General features: G+C 39.8%; 24 protein-coding genes. 9 read left to right on the forward strand and 15 right to left on the reverse strand.

From position 1 onward, the window contains the following. The first annotated feature begins 23 nt into the window (after positions 1-23). On the forward strand, positions 24-1241 hold the full coding sequence (locus ACFG4S_RS10145; protein WP_392534670.1) for an ABC transporter permease: 1218 nt from the start codon (positions 24-26) through the stop codon (positions 1239-1241). 219 nt (positions 1242-1460) lie between these two features. Here ACFG4S_RS10145 and ACFG4S_RS10150 read toward each other — a convergent pair whose 3' ends face one another. Both ACFG4S_RS10150 and ACFG4S_RS10155 read right to left on the reverse strand, forming a co-directional pair. Continuing rightward, positions 1461-2627: a pyridoxal phosphate-dependent aminotransferase gene (locus tag ACFG4S_RS10150; RefSeq protein WP_392534671.1), complete on the reverse strand. Its 1167-nt coding sequence runs from the start codon at positions 2625-2627 to the stop codon at positions 1461-1463. A 120-nt stretch (positions 2628-2747) separates the two neighbouring features. Continuing rightward, on the reverse strand, positions 2748-3410 hold the full coding sequence (locus ACFG4S_RS10155; protein ID WP_392534672.1) for a class I SAM-dependent methyltransferase: 663 nt from the start codon (positions 3408-3410) through the stop codon (positions 2748-2750). A gap of 378 nt (positions 3411-3788) precedes the next feature. On the opposite strand from ACFG4S_RS10155, the gene ACFG4S_RS10160 reads away from it, so the two are divergent. Next, a complete protein-coding gene (locus tag ACFG4S_RS10160) occupies positions 3789-3929 on the forward strand; it encodes an inorganic phosphate transporter (protein ID WP_392534673.1) in 141 nt (46 codons plus the stop codon). A 244-nt stretch (positions 3930-4173) separates the two neighbouring features. On the opposite strand, the gene ACFG4S_RS10165 is transcribed toward ACFG4S_RS10160, so the two are convergent. Next, positions 4174-5256 (reverse strand): class I fructose-bisphosphate aldolase, encoded by a 1083-nt coding sequence (locus ACFG4S_RS10165; protein WP_392534674.1) that lies wholly within the window; start codon positions 5254-5256, stop codon positions 4174-4176. Between the two features lie 268 nt (positions 5257-5524). Between ACFG4S_RS10165 and ACFG4S_RS10170 the strand changes: the two genes are divergently transcribed. Beyond that, positions 5525-5863 carry a hypothetical protein gene (locus ACFG4S_RS10170; protein ID WP_392534675.1) on the forward strand — a complete coding sequence of 113 codons (339 nt, stop codon included), beginning with the start codon at positions 5525-5527 and terminating at the stop codon, positions 5861-5863. Positions 5864-6089: 226 nt separating this feature from the next. Here ACFG4S_RS10170 and rtcA read toward each other — a convergent pair whose 3' ends face one another. The 6 genes from rtcA to ACFG4S_RS10200 all read right to left on the reverse strand — a co-directional run bounded on the left by rtcA (position 6090) and on the right by ACFG4S_RS10200 (position 12511). Continuing rightward, positions 6090-7136, reverse strand: a complete 1047-nt coding sequence (gene rtcA / locus ACFG4S_RS10175; protein WP_392534676.1) for an RNA 3'-terminal phosphate cyclase — start codon at positions 7134-7136, stop codon at positions 6090-6092. 275 nt (positions 7137-7411) lie between these two features. Next, positions 7412-8761 carry an FAD-binding oxidoreductase gene (locus tag ACFG4S_RS10180; RefSeq protein ID WP_392534677.1) on the reverse strand — a complete coding sequence of 450 codons (1350 nt, stop codon included), beginning with the start codon at positions 8759-8761 and terminating at the stop codon, positions 7412-7414. Between the two features lie 317 nt (positions 8762-9078). After that, a complete protein-coding gene (locus ACFG4S_RS10185) occupies positions 9079-9906 on the reverse strand; it encodes an ABC transporter permease (protein ID WP_392534678.1) in 828 nt (275 codons plus the stop codon). 11 nt (positions 9907-9917) lie between these two features. After that, positions 9918-10694 (reverse strand): ABC transporter ATP-binding protein, encoded by a 777-nt coding sequence (locus ACFG4S_RS10190; protein ID WP_392534679.1) that lies wholly within the window; start codon positions 10692-10694, stop codon positions 9918-9920. A 247-nt stretch (positions 10695-10941) separates the two neighbouring features. Beyond that, positions 10942-12006 (reverse strand): ABC transporter substrate-binding protein, encoded by a 1065-nt coding sequence (locus ACFG4S_RS10195; RefSeq protein ID WP_392534680.1) that lies wholly within the window; start codon positions 12004-12006, stop codon positions 10942-10944. 22 nt (positions 12007-12028) lie between these two features. After that, complete coding sequence (locus ACFG4S_RS10200) at positions 12029-12511, reverse strand: tetratricopeptide repeat protein (protein ID WP_392534681.1); 483 nt, start codon at positions 12509-12511, stop codon at positions 12029-12031. 700 nt (positions 12512-13211) lie between these two features. Between ACFG4S_RS10200 and ACFG4S_RS10205 the strand changes: the two genes are divergently transcribed. Beyond that, positions 13212-13334: a hypothetical protein gene (locus ACFG4S_RS10205; RefSeq protein ID WP_392534682.1), complete on the forward strand. Its 123-nt coding sequence runs from the start codon at positions 13212-13214 to the stop codon at positions 13332-13334. 200 nt (positions 13335-13534) lie between these two features. Continuing rightward, entirely contained in the window at positions 13535-13939 is a 405-nt protein-coding gene (locus ACFG4S_RS10210) for a DUF2294 domain-containing protein (protein ID WP_392534683.1), read from the forward strand. A 195-nt stretch (positions 13940-14134) separates the two neighbouring features. Here ACFG4S_RS10210 and ACFG4S_RS10215 read toward each other — a convergent pair whose 3' ends face one another. Then, complete coding sequence (locus ACFG4S_RS10215; RefSeq protein ID WP_392534684.1) at positions 14135-15442, reverse strand: CCA tRNA nucleotidyltransferase; 1308 nt, start codon at positions 15440-15442, stop codon at positions 14135-14137. Positions 15443-15528: 86 nt separating this feature from the next. On the opposite strand from ACFG4S_RS10215, the gene ACFG4S_RS10220 reads away from it, so the two are divergent. After that, entirely contained in the window at positions 15529-15777 is a 249-nt protein-coding gene (locus tag ACFG4S_RS10220) for a Ycf34 family protein (RefSeq protein ID WP_392534685.1), read from the forward strand. A 131-nt stretch (positions 15778-15908) separates the two neighbouring features. On the opposite strand, the gene ACFG4S_RS10225 is transcribed toward ACFG4S_RS10220, so the two are convergent. Continuing rightward, positions 15909-17201, reverse strand: a complete 1293-nt coding sequence (locus ACFG4S_RS10225) for a hypothetical protein (RefSeq protein WP_392534686.1) — start codon at positions 17199-17201, stop codon at positions 15909-15911. 805 nt (positions 17202-18006) lie between these two features. On the opposite strand from ACFG4S_RS10225, the gene ACFG4S_RS10230 reads away from it, so the two are divergent. Beyond that, positions 18007-18321 (forward strand): hypothetical protein, encoded by a 315-nt coding sequence (locus ACFG4S_RS10230; protein ID WP_392534687.1) that lies wholly within the window; start codon positions 18007-18009, stop codon positions 18319-18321. A 273-nt stretch (positions 18322-18594) separates the two neighbouring features. Here ACFG4S_RS10230 and egtD read toward each other — a convergent pair whose 3' ends face one another. After that, positions 18595-19608, reverse strand: coding sequence for an L-histidine N(alpha)-methyltransferase (gene egtD, locus ACFG4S_RS10235; RefSeq protein ID WP_392534688.1), 1014 nt, complete (start codon positions 19606-19608; stop codon positions 18595-18597). Positions 19609-20075: 467 nt separating this feature from the next. Beyond that, on the reverse strand, positions 20076-20864 hold the full coding sequence (gene egtC / locus ACFG4S_RS10240) for an ergothioneine biosynthesis protein EgtC (RefSeq protein ID WP_392534689.1): 789 nt from the start codon (positions 20862-20864) through the stop codon (positions 20076-20078). Between the two features lie 167 nt (positions 20865-21031). Between egtC and ACFG4S_RS10245 the strand changes: the two genes are divergently transcribed. Together ACFG4S_RS10245 and ACFG4S_RS10250 are read left to right on the forward strand one after the other, a co-directional pair. Next, positions 21032-21370 (forward strand): DUF6717 family protein, encoded by a 339-nt coding sequence (locus ACFG4S_RS10245; RefSeq protein ID WP_392534690.1) that lies wholly within the window; start codon positions 21032-21034, stop codon positions 21368-21370. Positions 21371-21415: 45 nt separating this feature from the next. Further along, entirely contained in the window at positions 21416-22177 is a 762-nt protein-coding gene (locus tag ACFG4S_RS10250) for a DNA polymerase beta superfamily protein (RefSeq protein WP_392534691.1), read from the forward strand. Between the two features lie 243 nt (positions 22178-22420). Here the strand turns inward: ACFG4S_RS10250 and ACFG4S_RS10255 are convergent, their stop codons facing one another. Both ACFG4S_RS10255 and ACFG4S_RS10260 read right to left on the reverse strand, forming a co-directional pair. Then, a complete protein-coding gene (locus tag ACFG4S_RS10255; RefSeq protein ID WP_392534692.1) occupies positions 22421-22801 on the reverse strand; it encodes a DUF423 domain-containing protein in 381 nt (126 codons plus the stop codon). A 128-nt stretch (positions 22802-22929) separates the two neighbouring features. After that, the gene (locus tag ACFG4S_RS10260; protein ID WP_392534693.1) at positions 22930-23409 is read right to left on the reverse strand and encodes a hypothetical protein; all 480 of its coding nucleotides are present in this window, start codon (positions 23407-23409) and stop codon (positions 22930-22932) included. Between the last annotated feature and the right edge of the window lie 304 nt (positions 23410-23713).

Genomic DNA, 23713 nt, shown 5'->3' on the forward strand with positions numbered 1-23713 from the left:
AAAATCCAAAATCTAAACTTGGCATGAATTTTTTAGAAAGTGTCCAAATGGCGGGGAAAACCCTGCTATCAAATAAGTTGCGTAGCGCTCTGACGATGTTGGGTATAGTTATTGGTAATGCTTCTGTGATTGCCATGATTGGCATTGGTGAAGGTGGGCAAAAGTACGTGAACAAACAGCTGGAATCACTAGGGCCAAATGTGCTGTTTGTGATTCCCGGAAATCGAGAAACTCAGCGTATCTCTTTTGAAGTGCCAAAAACTCTGGTGTTGCAAGATGCAAATGCGATCGCCTCTCAAGTGCCAACAGTAGTAGGAGTTGCAGCAGAGTTAAATACAAGGCAGGTGGTTACATACAGTAACAGAAACACTCAGGTCAATATCATTGGCACAACTCCCAGCTTTCTATCGGTGCGAGATTTTGAAACTGCTAAAGGCAGATTTTTTAGCGAAGTAGACATCAAACGAAATAACCAAGTTGTAGTGTTAGGTGCAGACTTAGCAGAAAAACTATTTGGTAATAATAACGCCGTCGGTCAACAATTGCGGATTGGAAATACCAGCTTTCAAGTAATTGGCACATTAATAGCCAAAGGTTCTAGCGTGGGAGCAGATTATGATGAAGCTGCCTTAATACCAATCACGACTTCTGCAAACCGCCTTGTGGGAAAGAATTCTCCCTATGGTATCGCTTTAGATTATCTCGTTGCTGCCGCTCGTGATTCTGATAGCGTCGATGCAGCAGAGTTTCAAATTACTAATTTGCTGCGTCTGAGACACAAAATTAATGGTGAAGATGACTTTACTCTCCGCACCCAGAAAGATGCTTTGCAAACTGTCGGTCAAATTACAGGTGCATTGACAATTATGCTAGCAGCGATCGCCGGCATATCGTTGTTTGTCGGCGGTATTGGCATTATGAATATTATGCTTGTCTCCGTCACCGAACGCACCCAAGAAATCGGATTGCGAAAAGCGATCGGGGCAACTGAGCAAGATATTTTGCTACAGTTCATTATTGAGGCAGTAATAGTTTCTGCCGCTGGCGGTTTAGTTGGGACTGCTGTTGGTGTTAGTGGCATCCTCTTAGTGAGTGCCTTGACTCCTTTAGAAGCGAGTCTTTCTCCTATAGCAATTAGTATGGCCGTTGGTGTCTCTGGTGGTATTGGTTTATTCTTTGGCGTTGTTCCTGCACGTCGCGCTGCTAAGCTTGACCCAATTGTGGCATTAAGAAGTGCTTAATTAGGGCGATGCAAATAAAGCTCATTGGTGGGGATTGTTATTTTTTATTTATTATGGTAATAGGGTTCGGTTAATATTTTTTGATAAAAATTCTACATCGGAAAGACGCGATAAATCGCCGTCTCTACAAGTGTTTTGGTCTTATCTGAACTGTATTGCCTTAAAAAAAGCCCTCCTGTTAGAGAGGGTATTGTTATTCCTAATTCAAATGACAACTAACTAAATACGCGACTTGACAAATTTCTCTAACCGATCGATTCCCTTTTCAATGGTTGCCATATCTGTGGCGTAGGAAAGGCGAATGTTATCATCAGCACCAAAAGCGATTCCGGGAATGACTGCAACTTGATGTTCTTCTAGCAAGGCGTCACAAAATTTCAAGGATTTTAGACCGGTTTTGCTGATGTCGGGGAACAGATAAAAGGCGCCGTCTGGTTTGGCGGTACTCAATCCGGGAATGGCGTTGAGTCTATCTAGCATTACCTGTCGGCGTTTGGCGAAGGCTTGACGCATTTCTTCGACACAATCTTGGGAACTTTGTAGCGCCGCGATCGCCCCATATTGAGCAAAGGTACACACGTTAGATGTACTATGCCCTTGGATGGTGCTGGCGGCTCTAATAATTTCCACTGGCCCGGCTAAATAACCAAGTCTCCAGCCAGTCATGGAGTAAGCCTTCGCAAACCCATTACTGATTAAAGTCCGGTCAAAAATTTCCTTTCCTAGAGAACCGATGCTAATATGTTCTGCACCGTCATAGAGAATTTTTTCATAAATTTCATCAGAGACAACAAAGATATCTGCATCAACTATTACCTGCGCCAGTGCTTTAATTTCATCTGGCGTGTAAACCATACCGGTGGGATTAGATGGAGAGTTGAGGACAAATAACTTTGTTTTCGGCGTGATGGCTTTACGGAGTTGTTCGGGAGTAATCTTATAGTCGGTGGTGGCATCAGTGGGGACAATCACCGACACTCCACCGACCAAGGTCACCATTTCCGGATAACTTAGCCAGTAGGGTGCAGGAATGATTACCTCATCACCTGGATCGATGAGCGCCACTATTAAGTTGTACAGAGAATGCTTACCGCCATTGGTGACGATGACATTCTCTAACTTATAATCAAGACCGTTATCAGTTTTAAGCTTACGGGCGATCGCTTCCCTTAACTTTGGTTCTCCGGCTGCTGCACCGTATTTGGTTTTGCCTTCATCCAAAGCTTTTGCTGCTGCGGCTTTGATATGCGCTGGGGTATCAAAATCTGGTTCTCCAGCACTAAAACTACAAACATCTATTCCCTCTGCCTTCAGTGCCTTAGCCTTGGCTGCGATCGCTAAGGTTAATGAAGGTGTTACCTGACTTACTCTTGCTGCCAGCTTCATTCTTAGTTTTTTTTGGCAAATCTTTCACTTATTTAAGGATATCCCACAATCCCCACCCAGATTTATCTTTTCAAAATTCCTTCGCTTCCAGCATCTGTGCAAAAATCCGAAAACTTTTTTTCACTCTGTCTCCCCTGCTTCCTCTGCCTCCCCTGCCTCCCCTGCCTTTCCCCCTGTAGCTACCATCAGCCCCCAAAACAGACCGAAACGAAATTTAGTTGCACGAGAAACTACAAAGTTCGCAGAACTCAGAAAACCGTGAAATTCATCTTGCTCATAACATTTTTGATGCGCTGGGTCAATAACCTTAAGGATGATATCCAAAATTTTGCAAAATAAATAATCTTTGCACCAATCCAAAATCACTACTTTGCCATTAGGCTTAAGAACGCGCTGCATCTCTATTAATGCTGCCAATGGATCGTCAAAGTAATGGAATGAATTGGCAGATACAATCACATCAAAACTATTGTTAGCAAATGGCAAGGCTGACGCACTGGCAGTATGAAATGAGACTTGAGGATAAACGCCACATTTCTCCTTAGCAACTGCTAGCATTTCCTCGGAAATATCTACCCCGACAATTTTTAGTGTTGAATAGTCAGTTAATAACAGCCGTTCAAACTCACCTGTTCCGCAAGCAACATCGAGTACATTATCGAGTGGTGATATTTCTGCCCAGGTTTTGAGAAAAGTAAGTGTATTAGCAATATAGTTTTTCCAACGGCGATCGTATACAGATGCTAGATGGTCGTATTGTTTACGAACTGTGGTTTCGATCATACTGATTTTGGTAATTAATCAGATTGAGCTTCGGGCATTAGGAGTGCTGTTAGCGTTAGTTAAGAGTGAGGAGTTTTGTTAAGTTTAGTTTATTTCCTTATCCCCTCATCTCTCCCAATCCGCTGGAACAATTAGCAAACTGGACAAGGAGAACAAATTAACCGATCCTAAACAAAAAGAGGTACTTACCAACTATAAGAAAGAGTTGGATGGAGTAACTAAGTTTATTCCCAATTGGGTGAAATTTGCGGTTGCGATCGCACTAGGTCTTGGCACAATAGATTGGTTGGAAGCGCATTGATTGTGGTGAGAGTGGGTGAAAAAATTGGCAAAGACCACCTTACCTATGCTCAAGGAGCTTGAGCCGAATTGGTAGCGATGACAACTATTGGCGCTGCTGATTACTTCGGTCTACCAGTCAGCACTACTCACGTATTGTCATCTGGTATTGCAGGAACAATGGCGGCGAACCATTCTGGTTTGCAGATGGACACCCTGAGAAATCTGCTGCTAGCATAGGTGCTGAAAATGCCAGTTTGCGTACTCCTTGGTTCTGCTACATATGCCGGTGGTTTGTATTTAGTCTTGAATATTCTCGGTTTGAAGTAGAAGGTTCGGGGATTAAGCATTGGACATTGGACATTGGACATTGGGATGGTGGGGAGATGGGGTGAAATTCTCTCCCCATACTTCGGCTATTTCGGCTTTGCGGTAGTTGAGCGTAGTCGAAACTCAGTACAAGTCTCCCCATCTCCCCAATTCCCTAAGCTATCGTCACATCTGGCGATAAGTAAACATCTTGAATAGCATGAAATAGTTTCACACCTTCTTCAAAGGGGCGTTGGAAGGTCTTGCGACCAGAAATTAATCCGGAACCGCCAGCGCGTTTGTTAATCACAGCGGTGCGAACTGCTTCGGCGAAGTCATTTTTGCCAGTCGCCCCACCAGAATTAATCAGTCCGACACGGCCAGAATAGCAATTGAGTACCTGGTAACGAGTCAAATCAATCGGGTGGTCGGTGCTTAATTCTGTATAAACCCGCTCATCAGTTTTGCCGTAACTCTTACCAGTAGCTTTGGCAACTGCTCCATAACCATTGTTGCATTCGGGTAACTTTTGTTTAATGATGTCGGCTTCAATGGTTACACCTAAATGATTTGCTTGTCCGGTGAGGTCAGCTGCAAGATGGTAATCTTTATCTTGTTTAAAAGCGTTATTCCGCAGATAGCACCAAAGAATAGTGACTAAACCCAATTCATGAGCGTGTTTGAATGCTTGGCTGATCTCTTGAATTTGCCTGGTAGACTGGTCTGAACCAAAGTAAATTGTCGCCCCAACTGCCGCCGCTCCTAAATTCCAAGCTTGTTCGACATCAGCAAACAATACCTGGTCAAATTGATTGGGGAAAGTCAGCAATTCGTTGTGATTAATCTTGAGAATAAAGGGAATTTTGTGGGCATATTTACGTGATAGGATACCCAATGTTCCCAAAGTGGTAGCAACGGCATTGCAACCCGCAGCGATCGCCAACTTGACAATATTTTCTGGGTCAAAGTAAATTGGATTTGGTGCAAAAGACGCAGCTGCTGAATGTTCAATGCCTTGATCTACCGGGAGAATAGACAGATAACCTGTATTTGCCAGACGACCAGTAGAATAAAGTAACTGAAGATTACGCAATACTTGAGGATTGCGATCGCTGTTCAGCCAGATTCGATCTACAAAGTCTGAACCAGGCAAATGTAACAAATCCTTAGAAACCTTTGCTTTGTAGGTAAGCAGGTCTTCTGCCTCTTTACCTAGCAATGACTCGATAGAATTAGCCTCTATGAGTTTTGTAGTCATAGCGTTTTCCCCAAAAATTGAGCAAATGACCTTGCCTTTAAGATAGCATTTTTAATATTGTTGTCCTGGTTAAGCTTCTATTAACTACATCTATAATTTTTTGTGATATATTAGCTGGAAATCATTCAAAAACAATTGAGATAATCTCTAAAGGCTCAGATTTACAACTTCTCTAAATAGTCAAAATTTTATTATTGCCATAGCTGAAAATTTGCAACGCATCTTCTCCTTCTTCTGATAATAATCATTAATAAAATTAATAAATATCATGAGTGACTTTCAAATCAATATCGACTTCAGCAATATAGATTTAGCTAACCTGGAGACAGAAGAAGATTTTCAAAGAGAGGCAAACATATTACTGCCAAAGGTACTAGTAAAACTAGGTGAAAGTATCGGTGAAAAGACATGGGAAGAATTACAAGAAAAACTCAAAGTATCTGGAGGTAAACTAAAATCTTCCCCCAGCGAGAAACGTCGGTTTATTCAAGAAACAGGAAGAACTTATCAGCGAAATGCTAGCAACAGAGAAAAGCAAGAGTTACAAGTATATATAGTAGAGCAGTTACAGCAGCACAAGCAGCAAAGTTATATAAATTCTTTATGAAGCTGTGCTAAATAAAGCTTCGAGAATAAAGTCGTAAGTTTATGCCTAATCCCCTTCTCTTCTAGATGCTACGCAAACAATAGGTCATCAGTGATAGCATAAATTGTAATTATTTCGTTTAGCATTACTCCTCCCAATTTTTCCTCTGGAAGAGATTTTATTATTTATGCAATGCCATCTAAACACCTGCAAGCATAACTAGCAACTTGGGTTACTATCACTTGTTTTAACTAGTCAAACTCTTTACTGAAACTATTTTCTCAGCTTCATCTACCGTAATCTCTGCCAATCCAAATTGTTGAATTATCCCAGCATTGGTAGTTAAATGACTACTCACCTCAGCCACCTGATAATGACTTGCTTGTGACGCCAAAGCAGCTGGCAATAATAACTGATCTGCTAAATGTTCATCTACTGCTGCGCCTGTTTGATGAAAATTCAGTAGTTCTTGACAAGCAATTTCTGCAACTGTCTCCGCTGATAATCGCAAACGCCCAAACCCACCAAAACCAGCCAAGCTGTTCTGATACTCAGCAGTTAGAAAAATACCCGCCCCAGGTGCAACACCTTTTTCTTGCGACGCTTGTACAGCTACTTTTAAATGGGCTTTTCTTAATAAATTTTCGGCACGATTTGCCATTCGTTGGGCAATATTAGAAGGTAATTCTGTCACCACAGCAATTCCCTGCACTTGCTGTAAATCTCCCCGTTCCAACAAATTGATTCCACCGAGTTGACAACCACCATTCACGTACAACTCTATTTCTCCCCCACCTTGGGGATACCAACCCCAAGCGCCTAACTTGACTTGGGCTTCTACTCCCATACGTTGCAGTATTTGCAAATAAACTTTCTCAATGTATGTGACTGTGGGGCTAAAGTTCACATGAGTTCCACCTTTGAGTGTTACCTGAGAATTACCAGATGCTAGCGCCAAAGGTAAGAGAATTGTTTGAAGAACTAGAGCGATCGCACCTGCAGAACCACCTTGTTGTGCTTTACTAACATCAAAGGTATAAATTCCAGCTTGCACAGCACTACCTGGGATGAATTCCAGTAACGTTGAACCCAAAGCATCACCCCATAGTTGGGCATTACAAATTCTCGCCGCAGCGCGAACGGCTGTTAAATGTTGTGCTGCTAATCCTGGCTTTTTACGTCCGGCGCGAATACCTGCAATCCTTATGGGTTCGCCGGTGATGGCGGCTAGACTTAAGGAAGTGCGAAGAACTTGTCCGCCTCCCTCTCCGTAGGAACCATCAATTTCAATCATGGGCGATTTTGGGATGTTGGATTTTGGGTTATCCTGACTTTTTACGTTATATGCAAAAGTTCACCAAAAACCTCTCTTCCCGATGTGGGAAGTGAGAAAATTCAACGTCTCTCTCCTTTTAAGAGAGAGGTTTTCCAGATCACGTAAAAAGTCAGTTGGGTTATCCCCACGGTTCTTAAAATCAAACCACAAATTATAAACGCCCAACAGTTAGCTTTTGAGAGAAGGTTACACAAATATACAGAGAAAGTTGTGATATATGTTTCTGTAGTTTGCTAATTGTGAATTTGGAATTGAATAACTTTACTTTTACCAGGGTTCATTAATCCATAGGGATCTACTATTTCCTTAAATTTTAATTGCTCAGGATCGATAATTTTTCTGCCGCCGTCTTCAATAATATATGTGTGAGGATTAGCAATACTCACACCCTTTTCTTCGTGATAGTGGATAATCTCATTGAGGCGTTCTTCTGTGGTGTAGCGCACAAGTTGCAAAGCATTAGCAACTACAGTACCGTTCACTCGACAAAATTCTAAATGCATCATCACTTCATCGCCGAAGTGATGATACATCTGCTCTACTAGTTGCAAACTGCGATCGCGAGGAAACATACTTTGTAAGTAAGTAATTCCAGTATCTACATTGCGAGCGTGTAAGGTGGTATGGTTCCAGGTAAATTCTGCTAAATGTGTACCTTTACCTGCTTCCTGGGCTTGTTTCTCATAGGTAATCTGTCCACCGTATTCCTGCACCAAACTCGGTAATAATTCCAAACTCGATTCAGCAATTATCAAAAATACTGGGTGAGTACCTTCAGGAATGTATTGTTGTAAGGCGTGAAAATATTGAGGAATTGGCGATGCAAAGACAGAAATCAACTTCTTAATCATGCCATCAGCATTGCCAAGAGCCTGACCAAATTTTGCTGCTGTCATAAACTCATCAAATGTGACGACAACTTCTGCCCAAGGATAAGCCGGGGCTAAGGGGATTTCGACTTCGGTGATAATGCCATTAATTCCCCAAGCATGGTTAACTTTTTGTATGTCGTCTCCCCGCAACTCGATCGCACGAGGTTCATCTTCTACAGTTACCACTCGTAATGCTAGGATATTACCGCGATCGCGTAACGATCCATATTGTATCGAGCCAATGCCCCCACTCCCCCCACCAATAAATCCGCCGATTGTGGCTGTGCGGTAAGTCGAGGGTGCCATACGGATTTCCCAGCCAATTTCTCGGGTTTTTTTATCTATAGCTGCCAACTTTATCCCGGCTTCTACCCGTACCACTCCTGGTTTCACCCAAAAAACTTTTTGCATCTGCGTCATATCTAAAATTACGCCACCGTGCAACGGTACGCATTGCCCATAATTTCCAGTACCGGCACCCCGCACTGTCACAGGTACACGGTATTTTGCACATACCGCGGCAACTTTTAAAACCTCTGCTTCATTGATGGGACGCACTACAATATCTCCCACTTTGCCCTCTAGTTTCGGCACAAGCACTGGGCTAAAGGTGTGATAATCCTGAGATAATTTGGCCACTTGGGTGGAATCGGTAATAATTTCTATCCCGTCTAGAGAATTAATTAGGGCATCTAAGTTGGTTTGCGTCATAACTTATTAATCAGGGCATCCAAATTTGTTTTTGTCATAGCTTCTTATTAATATTGAAGCAGGAGTCTGAAAGGAAAGTATTCAAGATAATATTAGATAAATTATCTTTTGTAGTTATCGTATTGTTTATTTATTCAATAACGATCGCGTAAATATTTTAACTATTTTCTATTCATCTAGGCAGCTTAAACCATCTAATTTATCTAGCGAACTTGATGATTAAATCTAAGCTAATAGGTTGCTTGAACCCAAGGAAACCTAACAACAGAGGACTTAACCTCTTTATTCTCTGCGTCTGTGCGTGAGAAAATTCCAACCTAGTTTTCTTCTTTAACAGCACTTTCATGCCACTTACTTAATATTAAGTCAGATAAGGCACTCAAGCCGATAAAAATTATTACACCTAAGCCCGTTGTGAGAAATAATGCTGCAAACATCCGAGGAATTTGTAAGTTGTAGCTGGAGATTAAAATCCGGTAAGCAATCCCAGATTTTGCCCCGCCAGTACCGGCGACAAATTCGGCAACCACTGCGCCAATTAACGCTAAACCACCGCTAATTTTTAAACCACCTAAGAAATACGGCATGGCGCTGGGTAATCGGAGATAAAGCAATGTTTGCCATCGAGAAGCCTTGTAAAGTTGAAATAAGTTGAGCAAGTTCCGGTCAACACTGTTGAGTCCTAATGTAGTGTTGGATACTATTGGAAAAAAGGCGACTATCCAGGCACAAACGACTAAGGCGGCAAAAGTATTATTTTTTAACCAGAGAATGATTAAAGGTGCGATCGCAACTATGGGAGTTGTTTGTAAAATTACTGCATAGGGAAATAAACTGCGTTCAATCCATTTGCTTTGGGTAAATAAAATCGCAATTAGTAAACCGGAAATTGCCGCAGCAAAAAACGCAACAACTGTGATTTGCAGTGTGATTAATAATGACCCAAAAAGCTCGTTCCAGTCAGTGATTAAAGTTTTAAATACTAATAAAGGGCTAGGGAGGATATAAGGAGGTAAATGCATGACTCTCACCAACATATCCCATAACACTAATGCGAAAATGCCAATTGTTATTGGTGCCCAAATGTCAGCAGAAAAAAACTTGCTCGGTGTCTTTTGTGATTGGGTACGACGGTTCAATAACATACCAAGCAATTTTAATTTTTAATTTTTAATTCTATTCTATTCATAGCTTTAGCTAAATGCTGAGAAACTTCACGGCAATATTTGATATACAGCAGTGATGTCCGAAAGTCATCGTCACGGGGGTACGGAGCATCAATTTCTATATCTGCTATGATACGTCCGGGACTTGTTCCCATAACTAGTACCCGATTTGATAAATAGACTGCTTCGTAAATATTGTGAGTGACAAAAACCACCGTCCAGCGGTGTTGATGCCATAAATTCAGTAAATCGCTATTGAGTTTACTACGAGTAATTTCATCTAATGCCCCAAATGGTTCATCCATTAACAGGACATTTGGCTGAGTAACTAATGCCCTCGCAATTGATACCCGCATTTTCATCCCACCCGATAACTCGCGGGGATAGTTTTGTTCAAAGCCTTCTAATCCTACCAGTGCTAATGATTGCTGTACCAATTTTTGGCTATCTTTTTTAGACATTCCCGCTAACTTTAGCGGTAGGCGTACATTCTCCCAGACGTTTGCCCAAGGCATGAGTGCAGCATCTTGGAAAACAAAAGCCAGTTTTCTTGCTTGCTGAGTTATACCCCAATCAATAGTACCAGAACTCATACGCCCCAGTCCGGCAATCAGGCGCAACACTGTACTTTTACCGCATCCTGAGGGTCCAACTAAACTGACAAATTGCGACTCTGGAATCGCTAAATTGAGGTCTTGTAGGGCAATAGTACCATTGGTGTAGACCTTGCTAATCTGATTGAGTGTGATAAAGGAACGTTTACTCATTCATTATGTAGATTAGAATTTAACTGTATCAGAACAATACGGAAACATGTTTGGTGGTCAATCTAATTATCAGTTCAAAATCAAAACCATAGAAAGTGTTTAGTAAACCATTAAAGGAAGCTTTTTTAGCATTGTGCCAAGCTGTTGAGAGTATTGAAGTGGAAATAAGCTCAGATGTTGAGACTGAATTGGATACTCGACTTGAAAAGCTAGCTAAAAATCTGGAGAATAGTAAATAAACGATCGCTTACTTCTTGTAATAGCCTATCCCTTTATTCACAAATTGCAAGGTGTATGCGTTTTTATAATTAACATTGGCTTGGGCTAGCTTGGTATTAACCATGCTATCGAAAAGTGATTTCCATCTTTCATCACTCATTGCCCCAATGCCTTGTTTTTCTGCTATTCCAGAAAGAATAATTCCATATTCTTTGAGCTTTTGAATGCTATAGGCAAGCTGCTCATCTGTCATTTCTGGATTCTCTTTTTTAATTAGCTGATTTCCTGGTTGGGGGTTTTCTAAATAGCTGTACCAACCTTTGATTGATGCATCAACAAATCGCTGCACTAATTCTGGATTTTTTTCTACTAGTTCTTTTTTGGTTTCAATCGTGGTTGCATATGGTTGATAACCATAATCTGCTAACAAAAATACCACTGGCTGAAAACCACCCTGCTTTTGAATAACAAACGGTTCAGATGTAATATAACCTTGTTGGGCTGAGTTTTTGTCAATCAGAAAAGGAGCAGGATTAAAGTTGTATGGACGCTTTTGATCGTCGGTAAAACTATACTTCGCTTCGAGTAAAGGCCAATAAGTAATATTAGCAGAAGCAGAGACATAAATTGGTTTACCTTTTAGATCGGCGATGGTTTTAATTGCTGTGTTGGGATGTGCAATAAGACACCAGGGATCTTTCTGAAAAATTGCTGCGACTGTAATTTTGGGAATACCTTGTGCAATGGCGTTTACGGCATCAATGCCATAACCCATGAAGAAATCTACCGCACCCCCCATCAACAATTGAGTACCACTAGCAACCTGAGGACCACCCATTTTGATGGTGACATCTAAATTGTAGTCTTTGTAAATACCAGTGGCGATCGCCTGGTAAAATCCGCCGTGTTCTGCTTGTGCTAGCCAATTTGTGCCAAATGTAACTTTATCCAATTGAGAATTGTTAGTTGAGAGTTGATTCTTGCTAGCACAAGCAGCTATGACGTTACTGCTAATGTAAAGAGAACCATATTGAATAAAATTACGGCGGCGTAGGCGATGAATTGTTGCTGATGAGGGTGATGACGGATTCATAAAACAGTATGATTTTTTTGTCCTATCTACCGTCGTAACTCAATCTATATGTACATTCTAAAATCAACTTTTGATTCACCAGTGAATAGGGCTGAATTTCTAAAGCACGTTTAAAAGCTCGGATAGCTTCACTATACCTTCCTAGTGCTGCATAACACAAACCCATACCATGAAGAGCACCAAAATGTATTGGATTTATCTGCACAACCATCTGACAATCTGCTAAAGATTTTTGATAATCACCAGCACTATAATACAGGAAAGCTCGCCGATTCCACGCTTCAGCAAAATCTGGCTGTTCTTTGAGAAGTTCCGTTAGTGCTGTTTCTGCTTCAGTAATTTCACCTGCATCAAGTAATTTTTGGCTGTGGTCAATTCTTTCCAGCCCATAAATTCCCTTTTGCTGAAACCAGATCCGCCAGATTTTTCTGGTTGCCTGTTCCCGGACTGTAGCATCAGGATTTTTCAATTCTTCAAGTAAGTAAGTGATAGATAAAGAATCCATGAATTTGAAATCAGTGAATATACCTTTCTTTTTACTTTCTCACAAAATATATCTTCTAAGCCATTTTTAAAGTCATCTTTAAATTTACGGAGATCAATTGCTATTTATAAAATTTCTGTGTTGTTTTTTGTATGCGACAATCCGGTGAAAACTGCACATTAAGAGTCATAAGTGTTTGCTAGTAAGGATGCTACACTCTTCAACATAAAAACTGACCATCAGTAGTTGACAAATCCCTAGTGACTAATCGTAGAAGTACAGTTGCGTTGCACTTGATTTGCCCCAACTCAGGGATCTTTCCGGAATTGTTGACGTGATTGGACTTGGAGGTGCTTTGCCAGCAATTCGCAGCGTAACAGTGTATATTGTCGGTGATATTGCTGACTTTTCACGGTAAGTCCTCAAGCCTCGAAAAAGCGTGGCTTTTTCCACAGCCTAATTATCAATAGCTCTGAGTTAATGAAAATAGCTAACGAAAAAATAAGGGTTTAGGAAATCGCTAAAATGAGCTTTTCCACATGCCGTGAAAAGTCAGGGTGATATTGCTGCGATCGCCGATGGCAATGAAAGCCCTAGCCATCGGAGTACATAATGAATACAAGGCTTCTGATGTTTTTAGCTCAGATATCTCCAGATATCCTCGCCTCTATCTCGTATATGGTATTAAAGTGTGCCTCCCAAGGCTACAGTCAGCAAATATATGGTTATTACTTACCGTCGTAAACAAGACCGCACTTATCCATCCGCGATGAATGAAGTAAATACTTCTTTTTCCCCTACCCCGTTTTTCTTGAGAGGCGATGGTTTATTTGGCACAAAATAACCTGATTACCTATGACTCAAAAAGCATTAAGGAAAATTAAGTAGATACTACATAAATTGTTGATTAACAACTTTTATCATTCCTCCAGTTTAGGATTTGGAGGTAAAGAATATACTAAATATATTTAATTTACTCAATCTACTATAATTTAATAACTCCGATTTAGAAAGTCAGAAAACACTACAACACTGTAAATTCTAATGATAGAACAGAATATTGGACAATTAGAAAGAAAAATATCAAAACGGATAAAAGATTTATATAATGATAGATTTGGTCAGTCTCCTAGCCAAATTATCTGCCATTTTTTTGATACTGAAATTGTCATTTCTCTAGAAAATTCTGTTACCCAAGCTGAACAAACTCTAGTTAAAGAAGGCTACGCTAGTTTAGCGGAACAAGTGAGATTCTATTTAGATAGAATCATTAAACCAGAATTAAAAAAATTAATTGAGGAAATTATTGGGGAATCTATTATTGACCTGATAACGAACACAAATTTAGCAACAGGTCGGACTGGAATTATTGTGGTTTTAAATCAATTGCCGGAAATTTGGAATGCAGAATCTATTACCAATGGAAATGTCAAATATTCCCCAGACTAAGTGTTTAATACATTACTACTTTTAAATAAAAATATCAATTGAATAGTGGGATATATGATGGATATATTTGCAAAAATTCACTGACTTGAAAATGCTCCTTCGATGAGTATCTATATAGATTCGTCTCACATCACATTTTCATGCAAGGCTTTTGAAACTTGTTTCATCGGGACTGCCTTCTTTACTAATTACGAATTACAAATTGCCTAACTGACGTGCAAATGCGATCGCCTCTATTGGTGTGGAAACCTTCCCCTCAGCTTGTGCTACAGCAATTTCTGTCAACAGTTTGCCTACCATTGGCGAAGCTGGAATATCTAGTGCTATAATCAACTCCTTCCCGCTCACTAGTGGAGTGGGATGAGCAACCAGATCGTCAGGGTTAAGGTAGCGGTTGATTAAAGGTGCAAAAACTTGACAAGGTGTTGCATAGCTTTCATCACTTTTAGTGGCTGTTGTGTTTAGCTGCTTGTTCGCCTCTACCAAATTATCAAGTGCAACGGCTAGTACCACAGTGGCAGGAAACATAATATCTGCGTCCTGGAACAAAAAATATTGTTCTCTCAAAGACATATTTACTATTTTCAGTTGCGGTGATAGTTTCAGAGCAGTGGTTACACCACGAATTTCCGCACGACTATAAGTAAGTTCCTGTAATTCTATTTCTGCTAATTCTGCATCTGGATTGACGAGACAAGCAAGTTTGGCAATGGCTACCCAAGTGGTTTTGATGGTATCGCGGACATATGCTTGCAGTTGTACTCCTAGTTCTTGCCAATTTTGGCTGAGTAAGGCTGCTGCGTTGTCAACTGCTGCTAGTTTGATCCAGCTTTCACGGGTAGCATTTTTGAAGAAAGGAGTAATTAAACCATCTTCCCAAGCAGTTGCGATCCAGGGAGTACCCTGAGAATTTGCCAATAAATAGCCAATTTCTACCCTAAATCGTTCTGCTGCAACTTTGCTGATGTGTGATGCGAAAGAACGAATTGTGATTTGGGTAGCTGGCTCAATAATAAAACCTAGTTGGGCAGCTTGGCGATAACCCCGCATTAATCGCAAAGGGTCATCTTCGAGGTTAGCGGGTGATATCATTCGTAAAATGCCCTGTTGTAAGTCTGCATAGCCTTGCAGGGGATCGATAATTTCTTGCGTATGGGGATTATAGGCGATCGCATTTATTGTAAAATCCCGTCTGTGCAAGTCAACTTCTAAACTATCTCCTTCTTGTTGGGCAAAGTCAGCTGTAGCGTGGGGAAAAACCACACGAGCAATTTGTCGTTCTGCATCGAGTAAAACAAAACCCGCTTTGTAATGATGAGCGATCGCTCTAGCAACCTTTACCGCGTTAGATGGTATAATAAAATCTAAGTCCAGGTATTCACGAGTTCTGCCAAGGATAGCATCCCGCACAGCACCACCTACCATGTAAGCGGGTTTTGGCAACAATGCCAAACTAAAAGGCCAATTTTCCGGAGCTAGGGTAGAAGCAACAAAATAATGCATCGTAATAAAAATCAACCCAGCAACTAATGAATAACAGTCGAGCTTAAGCTAGATTAACAATAAAGGCACCTGGAGTTGGTTCTATTATGTGTATTTGCGTGAACTGCCACTATGTAGACCGCTGTCATACCTATCATGCCGTAGAAGGACAGCACCAACAACCTCACTTGACTGAAACACCAGATTTTGACCCAAATGAACCTTCTATCAACGTCAATATCCGGACTAAAGAGGATCTAATTGAAATGGAATGGGATGTTGTTGGTTGTTTGAGCTTTCAGTCAGAAATGGGTAAGTGGGCTAAGTTGCGTCCTGGTGAATTAGTCCCGACATAAAAAATCAATCAATTTTAGATTTTAGATTTGCAATTTTTAGTTCCAAGTTTACTCACAAACATTTTTGCAAGATCATAAATCGTCTGTAGGGGCGTACAGATGGACGCCCCTAGCTTTCCATAAAATTCAGTTTAGCGAATACCATCATTATCAATTGCATTGTAGCTATCGGTGGGGAAAAGCCCCAACCAAGGGTCAGAATTAGGAGTTAAAAAGAGTTGCGCGTATACTTGCTGATTGAGCGCTTCTATAGTCCTTGTTTGGTTACCCTGCATAAACCATTGATGAATTTGGCTGTGCAGCATATATTCATTTCTGACTGTATCTAAAGCCATTGTGGCTTCAAAATTTTTCACTATTATCGGTAAATTATCTTTTGGACTGTTGGCAGACTGAGACTTTTTAGCTCTAATTAAAGAGATGCTATTTTGATCTAGCTTGACATCGTTGGCATAGAGTTGAGCAATTTTTTTCCAGGCTTCTTGGTCGGTAATTTCCGCTAAAGTCTTTTGATTTTGTTGGGCATCAGACCTAAAGGCACTCAGCATTGGGCTTTCAACCATCATTTTAGAAACTGCTAAAGAACTTGCAGTTTCTGCTGTCGGTGGCTGTGTGGAATTGCTGGGAGGTTTTACCAACTTAGGGGGAGACTGGATACCCAACCGGGATAAATCTGCAACCCATTGGGCTTGGATAGAATTCAAGCGATCGCTGTGGTATTTTTGTAAAAAAGCTTCGCGATCGCCTGGTGCAAGTTTAGTATAACTTTTTACTGCTATTTCACCCTGCTGTAGCTGACGCAAGAACGCTTTAGGGCTATATAACCCTGGAATGGCATCGATAGGACGACCTGAAGCATCCAATATATAGTGAATACTATTCCCTGTAATTGTCCGTTCTAACTTACGTCCGTCGCCAAAATCAATGGTGACTTTGGGTGCAGGACGTACTGATTCCCAGTGCAAAATGAAGCGGTCTTGAAGCAGTTTAGAAATCTCAGCATTCGGATACAGTGCAACCCGGAAGAATCTACTATTAGCACAACTCAAATCCTGATCTAGCCTACCCAATAACCGCAGAGATAGAATCGGTTTACCACTGCTTCTAGCGGCAGCTTTGGCTTGTTCTATATTAGTGTACCAGTACAGATGAGAGGCGTAACAGTCCCGTTGTTGGCATAGTTCATCTAAAGCTACTCGGAGTGCAGCAGAAGGTAGAACTGGACCTGAAGAATAGGTGTTTAGCTCATTAGCATGCGATTTGAGAAATACCTGTAATCCACTTGCACCCTGTTTGCGAAGTACAGAAACTTCTTGAGATAGCTTAGAGGTTTCAGATACAGGAATTTGAGCATTAGCTGTCTGCACGATAGTGAAGCTAACTAGCATAGCTGTGAAGGGACTTTTAAAAGTTATAAATTTCATAAATTTCCAAGAGGATAATACATTTTTTTGACTCTAATAACAGCAGATAAAGCAGTTTGCTTTTTAAATGAGGTACAGAATGTTCGACTCCAAATCAGATATAAAAAAAAGTTTCGGTTCTACCGATGCTTTACGAGACGCTGCGCGTAGCTTGCTTCTTTAGAGAAGTAAGCGGAGTGGCTACCACTGCGCTATCCTGTCTCAAAACCCGTAGCTTTGTATTTCATACCAAAGAAAACTGCTGTATATGTGCCAGTTGCTTAAGTCAGAATCTAGTCTAACTTCTAAAGAATCAAGAGACAGTGTGAAAGTTTCTGATGAGTATGGCAAATCATAACATATCGATATAAATTGAAAAAATTATGGAATGCGGTTTTAGGATATCTACCCTGAAACTCATGAGCCAATAATTAATTTTCTCAGTATTCACCTAACAAACTCAGATTTATAAAAAGTCAGTCGGAAACTCCATCCCTGAATACATATACGTCTTCATTGCCGAAAGCTACTTCATCAAAATCACAAATTATTAACAAGAAAATTTATATACTTGATATTTTACTTCATGAAATATACAAAATAATCGCTAGATTTATAAATAATTGATTTCAGAAAATCAGTAATATTTCTGTTTCAAGTACACCAAAAATCCAACTAACATTATTATTATTCTACTAATTTTAGCAAGTTTCTATTGAAAACTGTAAATTTCTTACGGTATTTCTTTTAGAGCGCAAGAAGTTATCTAGGAAAAAGACAAGTTTTAGAAGCTTTGAATATTTCTGAACCACCTTCAAACAAGACCATGCAAAAATATATTTGTAATCTGCTAATTTTGGGATTAGGAGCAAGTTCGACTTGCCTTTTTACTCCATGTCATGCTGAAACTGCGGTAAAATCTAATAGTCAAAGTACTGATAATACTAGTTCTATATCTTCAGATTCACCTTCTACTATCAAATTGCGTGATTTAGCCAATTCTACTGATAGCAAACCAACAATCGTCTCTGATGCAGTTAACAACTCTTCTGCTTCTAGCCCTAAGATAACTACAACTAAGCCTAAGTTACGAGTTCCTATATTCAGCAGAATTTTTCCTACAAGTTCGATGCAGCAGTAATCAAATAATCACACAAGCTACGTTATCGTCAAGATTTCGCCTAGATTAAAAAAGTAGAAAGAGAATCCCCCTAAATAAATTTAAGGGGATTAATTTTTTTGCTCTTTAACTCTTCAGGTGATGCTACGCACAGTTACGAATAGCAGGTGTCCAAGATGGGAACTATTGACGCTCCTGTGTTGTTACTGCTACGCAAATACGTCACTGGCTTACTTTTTACTTATGCTTTGGTAAGGCAATTTTTGGGTTAATACCTACCCTAATCAATCTACTCTATGCTTGCAATTGACAGAGCAACAAACCAAACCACTGATTTCGATCTGTCCACACATGAAGAGGTAGTAAACCCTGTGCAGTAAGTTGTTGCTGGATAGTATTCAGGTCAAATTTACGAGAAATTTCGGTGAGGATAGTTTCACCTAGTGCAAAATTAACCTTGAGGTTAAGAGCGCGTAATTCTACAGATTGCGATCGCAAACTTCGTAAATGCATTTCGATTTGATGCTCAATTTCATTGTAAAATGCCCAGTGTTCAAACTGTGTGGTGTCAAAATTTCCCTCAAACCGATGATTTAAATGCTCCAGCATATTGAGGTTAAATGCTCCCGTCACACCCTGGTTGTCGTTATAAGCTGGTTCCAAAATGTGTTTCGGCTTTCGTAAATCTATTCCCAACAAGAAATACTCACCTACTTGTAAAGCATTTGTAATTTGAGAGAAGAAGACATTACACTCATCAGATGTAAGATTACCTAGAGTGCTGCCAATAAAACAAATCATCCTGGTGGGTAATTGCGTTGGTAGGAGTTGTGCGAGAGCTAATTCATAGGTTCCCGCCAGTGCATAAACTTGCAGCGAGGGATAATCTCCTAATAACTGTTTAGCGCTAGTTTCCAATATACCTGCACACACATCAATTGGTAGATAGTGTAGGGGATAACCTAGTTCCTGGTACGCATCTAGTAAAATGCGGGTTTTGGTAGAATTGCCACTGCCAAGTTCTATCAATTCACAAGCACCGGTTATCTTAACAATTTCGCCAGCACACTGCTGTAAAATTGCTGTTTCTGTGCGTGTAACGTAATATTCTGGCAACTCACAAATTTGCTCGAATAGCTCAGAACCACGGTCATCATAAAAGTAACAAGCGGGTAGAGATTTAGGTGTTTGAGTTAATCCCTTTACCACATCACTTCCAGCACTAGGGGCAACTATTTGGGTTGCTCCTAGCAAACGCTCTATCTGCAAGCGTTTTTCAATGCTGTTTACAGTTTTAGATATCGACATTGAACCTCCGTTTGCTTGGCATAATAGGTTGCTTTTGAGAGCAACCTATTATGCCGGTTGATGAAATATGTACCCATTAAGAATGCTTGGTATTCAGGAGTTACTTATTAACTCCTAACTCAGAACTCAGCACTCTTGATGTATATTCACATGAAAACAGTACCGAGTGTTTTAACTCAGTGCGGAATGTCACGCTTGCAAAGGTGACTCTTCTTTCACACTAAGTAAGTCGGCGGCAATAAATCAAATTGTGTGACTAAACCTAAACAGGCTTAAAAACCTTACTGAGGGAACTCCAAGAAATAAATTATCCAATATTGTGGGGTGGGGATCTTGCCCGTCTTGTGGAGTGGGCGGGCAAGATCCCCACCCCACAAGAGTTGATTGGATATTTTTTATTTGGAAGTCCCTAGTCCCTAATTAAGAAGGATAGCCGTTGGGACTTAGCTTTAATTGTGCCGACTTACTTAGATTTGCTCAATTTGAATCTCACAATCTGCTCCCACACTAATGATGCTATTTTCTGGACAAGCAATCCAATTACCAATAAATAGAGGTTCGGATGCAATGATGACGGATTTGGGAAAAGTCGGATCATCTCGTATCCAGTAAAGAGATGGAGCTGGTGAACTGGTAGCAAAACGAGAGGCTATAAGTCGATTTCCGTCACTAAATATTACATTGAGTGAGGCTTTAACTTCATAACGTTTTGCCATCTCTAAAAGCGTCAATAATGTCGTGCGTAAAGCATATTCTGGAGGTCGATGCTTGTTAAGTTGACTTTGTGAAAGCAACAACGCAAAAATATGTTCGGAGTCAGTACTACCATTAATTATTTCGTAAAATTCGGGAGTTAAAGTACTGCGGATTTTTCTATGTAATGTTTTCCGGAAATTCTCAATTCCTCCATTGTGAATGAATAGTAATTTTTGATAATTAAATGGCTGACAATTAGCAAAATCTACGGCTTGTCCTAGTGTAGCATTGCGAACATAAGCAAGTACACAGTTTGATTCAATATAACGGCTGATACTTGGTAGGTTTATGTCATTCCAAATAGGTAGGGTATTTTTGTAGGTAAAAGGTTCAATATCTTTTTCAGTATGATACCAACCGACACCAAAGCCATCTGCATTTACTACCCCAGAAGTCATTTCGCGGGGTTGATAACCCTGGACTATCAAGGAGTGTTCTGGTTTATACAGAAGATATTCCAGGGAAATAGGCGAACCGAGGTAAGCAAGTAAACGGCACATGATTAAAGTATTTGCTCCTAATAGTTTTATAGAATAAGCTTTTTGACTGAGAATTAGCTGATTTTTTGATAAATTTGCGCTATGCTCGTTAGCGAGTAGTGCTTCTTATCACCTTATTGACTAAATAATTATCAACTATATTAACCTCGTAAAAAATGACTAACTCTATGATGGTAATTTTCCCATATAGACATAATCAAACATGGGTATTTGATGATGAGCTAATGGAACTAATTCAAGAACCATTTGTTAGTGGTATACCCGAAATGATTGATATTTTGGTTGAGGGGATTGCTAATGTTGATGAAGGCTTTAAACTTTTATTTTCTGCAAATCCATTTCCTGGTTATCAAGCTGAACTAATTTGGTTAAGAGCAGAGTATAACGGTAATTGGTATTCCTGGAGTCAAAAGAATTTGGAAGGTTGGTTATGTCCAGCGCTGTTAAAATACTTCAGCGAACCACCAAGTCAAATATATTGCAAAGCTGAAAGCCTTTATTCGTAGAGAATTTATAAAAAGTGCTGAGTGGTTTGAACATAATAAATTATTATGAATATTCCAGACTCTATTATAACAATTCTTCGACAACAGCCTTACCCACTTTTATTTGCCACGGTTAGCGGTTCCCACTTATATGGTTTTCCGTCACCAGATTCTGATTATGACTTGCGTGGTGTGCATATTTTACCAGTGCAAGAAGTCGTAGGATTACATACTGTACATGAAACTATTGAAGTTTCAGAAGTTCGGGAATCCTGGGAAATTGATTTAGTTACTCATGATGTAAAAAAATTCTTTTTGATGTTACTTAAAAAAAATGGTTATGTGTTAGAACAACTCTACTCACCTTTAATATTAACAACTTCACCTGAACATGAAGAATTAAAATTTATTTCTAAAAATTGTGTTACCCGGCATCATATTTACCATTATTTTGGTTTTGCTGCAACACAATGGAAACTTTTTCAAAAAGAACAGACGCATCAAGTGAAGCCATTACTTTACGTTTATCGAGTTCTATTGACTGGGATTTATCTAATGCAAACAGGTAAGGTTGAAGCTAATTTAATTAAGCTCAATGAGGTTTTCAATTTATCGTATATTGATGATTTAATCGCCCAAAAGCTAGCAGGATCAGAAAAGTCTATTTTGTCAGATGTTAATCTAGCTTTTCATCAAAAAGAATATGAATATCTGCGTAATAAGTTACAAGAGGCTTATGAATCAAGCCCATTACCTGAAGCACCTTCCGCTAATGCGGCTTTGCATAATTTTTTGATACGCCTAAGAACAAGGAGTTATGAACCATAATTTATAAACTGCTTACTCTTAAGTCAAAAACATAACTTTGTTAATTTTAAATTCGGCTTTGATTATCATAGTATTATAACTAATTTTCTTTTATTAAGCTTATTGTTTTTAATATTGCTGACTTCTGTAAAAATATGTAAATAAGTTTTAGGAAAAAAGAATTTAGATGTGTGATTAGCATATATAGAGATAGGAACTAAGAGTTTTTAACTGATAACTCCTAACTCTTAATTCCTAATTTTTCTAAAACTTTAAATTCCAAGCAGCAAAAGCTAAAGCACCCCAACCGGCAAGAAAGGCTACACCACCTAGTGGTGTAATTGCTCCTAAGGATTTTATACCAGTTAAGCTCAGGCCATACAAACTTCCTGAAAAAATGGCAATGCCAAGGATAAATAGCCAGCCACTGGCGATGAGAGTGGGTTGAGGAAATTCGCTGCGACTAATTAGTAGTGCTACTAAAAAAAGTGCCAGAGCATGATACATTTGGTAACGGGCACCAGTTTCAAAAATTTCTAGCGATCGCTCACTAATTTTTTCTCGCAAGGCATGGGAAGCAAAAGCACCAGCACCAACCGACAAACCACCTAAAACAGCAGCTACGGTTAAAAAAATTTGCGTCATTAGACTTAGCGGTAAATTGGTCATTAGTCATTGGTTAGCGATCGTTAGTCATGAGTTATTGGTTATTGGTCATTAGTGAATAACAAAGGACAAATGACAAAGGATAAATGACTCATAACTAATGACGATTAGGCATCAAAATGATATGATACAGCCCCTTCTTCATTAACTTTAAAGTTTGCATTGAATTCTTTAGCTTTTTGATCTAAATATTGCCTAGCGTCGGCTGCGGGTAGTTGTGACTGCATGGCAAAGCCTAAAACCGTTACACGTCCGTGATTTTCTTGTAGCATCTCATAAAAAGTAGATTGGAGGCGATCGCTACGTTCTTGATTAAGTGCCTTTTTGTCTTGCCGACTTTGACGATACAATCCCAATGTTAACCATACTCCCAGCGTGAGGCTAGGGATACCAAAAATTAGACCACCAACAACAGTATTATTATCTCCAGAAGTAGGATTTGGTGCGCGAAAATCATACCTATCTGTTACTGGTATGTACTGCTTACGTGTAGCAACTTTTTCTAATGCTGCTGATGCTGAGAGCGTTAAAAACATAAATCCGAGTGTCAGTAGCCAACCGGCAGCCAATTTTTCAGCAGTTTTCATAGTTCCACTTTAGATTTGAACTTTGCTAGAGATTCTAACCTGAGTTTCCCAGAGGTTCCAGTATATCAATCTACTCCCTGGGATGGTTTTTTAGCGATCGCCTGTGGTGTTCTAGCTTGAAAAAGCAAGGTTATTAAGCGCGTACAAGGTACACCAGTAATCATGTAATATTTTATATATACTTAATTCTCTATAAAAATTCGGCGTTACACAAATTCAGGATGATTGTGGGGCACGCATTCTGTCTTGTTCAACAATTTCAGAACTAGCTAGATGTCCATACTACAAAACCATCAATATCATC

This window comes from Nostoc sp. C117, assembly GCF_043099735.1.
GTDB lineage: Bacteria > Cyanobacteriota > Cyanobacteriia > Cyanobacteriales > Nostocaceae > Nostoc.

What these genes read in the sequence shown, in the direction of transcription:
- ACFG4S_RS10145 (WP_392534670.1), top strand. Translation starts at nt 24, where the DNA reads ATGAATTTTTTAGAAAGTGTCCAAATGGCGGGGAAAACCCTGCTATCA.
- ACFG4S_RS10150 (WP_392534671.1), bottom strand. Translation starts at nt 2,627, where the DNA reads ATGAAGCTGGCAGCAAGAGTAAGTCAGGTAACACCTTCATTAACCTTA.
- ACFG4S_RS10155 (WP_392534672.1), bottom strand. Translation starts at nt 3,410, where the DNA reads ATGATCGAAACCACAGTTCGTAAACAATACGACCATCTAGCATCTGTA.
- ACFG4S_RS10160 (WP_392534673.1), top strand. Translation starts at nt 3,789, where the DNA reads ATGACAACTATTGGCGCTGCTGATTACTTCGGTCTACCAGTCAGCACT.
- ACFG4S_RS10165 (WP_392534674.1), bottom strand. Translation starts at nt 5,256, where the DNA reads ATGACTACAAAACTCATAGAGGCTAATTCTATCGAGTCATTGCTAGGT.
- ACFG4S_RS10170 (WP_392534675.1), top strand. Translation starts at nt 5,525, where the DNA reads ATGAGTGACTTTCAAATCAATATCGACTTCAGCAATATAGATTTAGCT.
- rtcA (WP_392534676.1), bottom strand. Translation starts at nt 7,136, where the DNA reads ATGATTGAAATTGATGGTTCCTACGGAGAGGGAGGCGGACAAGTTCTT.
- ACFG4S_RS10180 (WP_392534677.1), bottom strand. Translation starts at nt 8,761, where the DNA reads ATGACGCAAACCAACTTAGATGCCCTAATTAATTCTCTAGACGGGATA.
- ACFG4S_RS10185 (WP_392534678.1), bottom strand. Translation starts at nt 9,906, where the DNA reads ATGTTATTGAACCGTCGTACCCAATCACAAAAGACACCGAGCAAGTTT.
- ACFG4S_RS10190 (WP_392534679.1), bottom strand. Translation starts at nt 10,694, where the DNA reads ATGAGTAAACGTTCCTTTATCACACTCAATCAGATTAGCAAGGTCTAC.
- ACFG4S_RS10195 (WP_392534680.1), bottom strand. Translation starts at nt 12,006, where the DNA reads ATGAATCCGTCATCACCCTCATCAGCAACAATTCATCGCCTACGCCGC.
- ACFG4S_RS10200 (WP_392534681.1), bottom strand. Translation starts at nt 12,511, where the DNA reads ATGGATTCTTTATCTATCACTTACTTACTTGAAGAATTGAAAAATCCT.
- ACFG4S_RS10205 (WP_392534682.1), top strand. Translation starts at nt 13,212, where the DNA reads ATGGTTATTACTTACCGTCGTAAACAAGACCGCACTTATCCATCCGCG.
- ACFG4S_RS10210 (WP_392534683.1), top strand. Translation starts at nt 13,535, where the DNA reads ATGATAGAACAGAATATTGGACAATTAGAAAGAAAAATATCAAAACGG.
- ACFG4S_RS10215 (WP_392534684.1), bottom strand. Translation starts at nt 15,442, where the DNA reads ATGCATTATTTTGTTGCTTCTACCCTAGCTCCGGAAAATTGGCCTTTT.
- ACFG4S_RS10220 (WP_392534685.1), top strand. Translation starts at nt 15,529, where the DNA reads ATGTGTATTTGCGTGAACTGCCACTATGTAGACCGCTGTCATACCTAT.
- ACFG4S_RS10225 (WP_392534686.1), bottom strand. Translation starts at nt 17,201, where the DNA reads ATGAAATTTATAACTTTTAAAAGTCCCTTCACAGCTATGCTAGTTAGC.
- ACFG4S_RS10230 (WP_392534687.1), top strand. Translation starts at nt 18,007, where the DNA reads ATGCAAAAATATATTTGTAATCTGCTAATTTTGGGATTAGGAGCAAGT.
- egtD (WP_392534688.1), bottom strand. Translation starts at nt 19,608, where the DNA reads ATGTCGATATCTAAAACTGTAAACAGCATTGAAAAACGCTTGCAGATA.
- egtC (WP_392534689.1), bottom strand. Translation starts at nt 20,864, where the DNA reads ATGTGCCGTTTACTTGCTTACCTCGGTTCGCCTATTTCCCTGGAATAT.
- ACFG4S_RS10245 (WP_392534690.1), top strand. Translation starts at nt 21,032, where the DNA reads ATGATGGTAATTTTCCCATATAGACATAATCAAACATGGGTATTTGAT.
- ACFG4S_RS10250 (WP_392534691.1), top strand. Translation starts at nt 21,416, where the DNA reads ATGAATATTCCAGACTCTATTATAACAATTCTTCGACAACAGCCTTAC.
- ACFG4S_RS10255 (WP_392534692.1), bottom strand. Translation starts at nt 22,801, where the DNA reads ATGACGCAAATTTTTTTAACCGTAGCTGCTGTTTTAGGTGGTTTGTCG.
- ACFG4S_RS10260 (WP_392534693.1), bottom strand. Translation starts at nt 23,409, where the DNA reads ATGAAAACTGCTGAAAAATTGGCTGCCGGTTGGCTACTGACACTCGGA.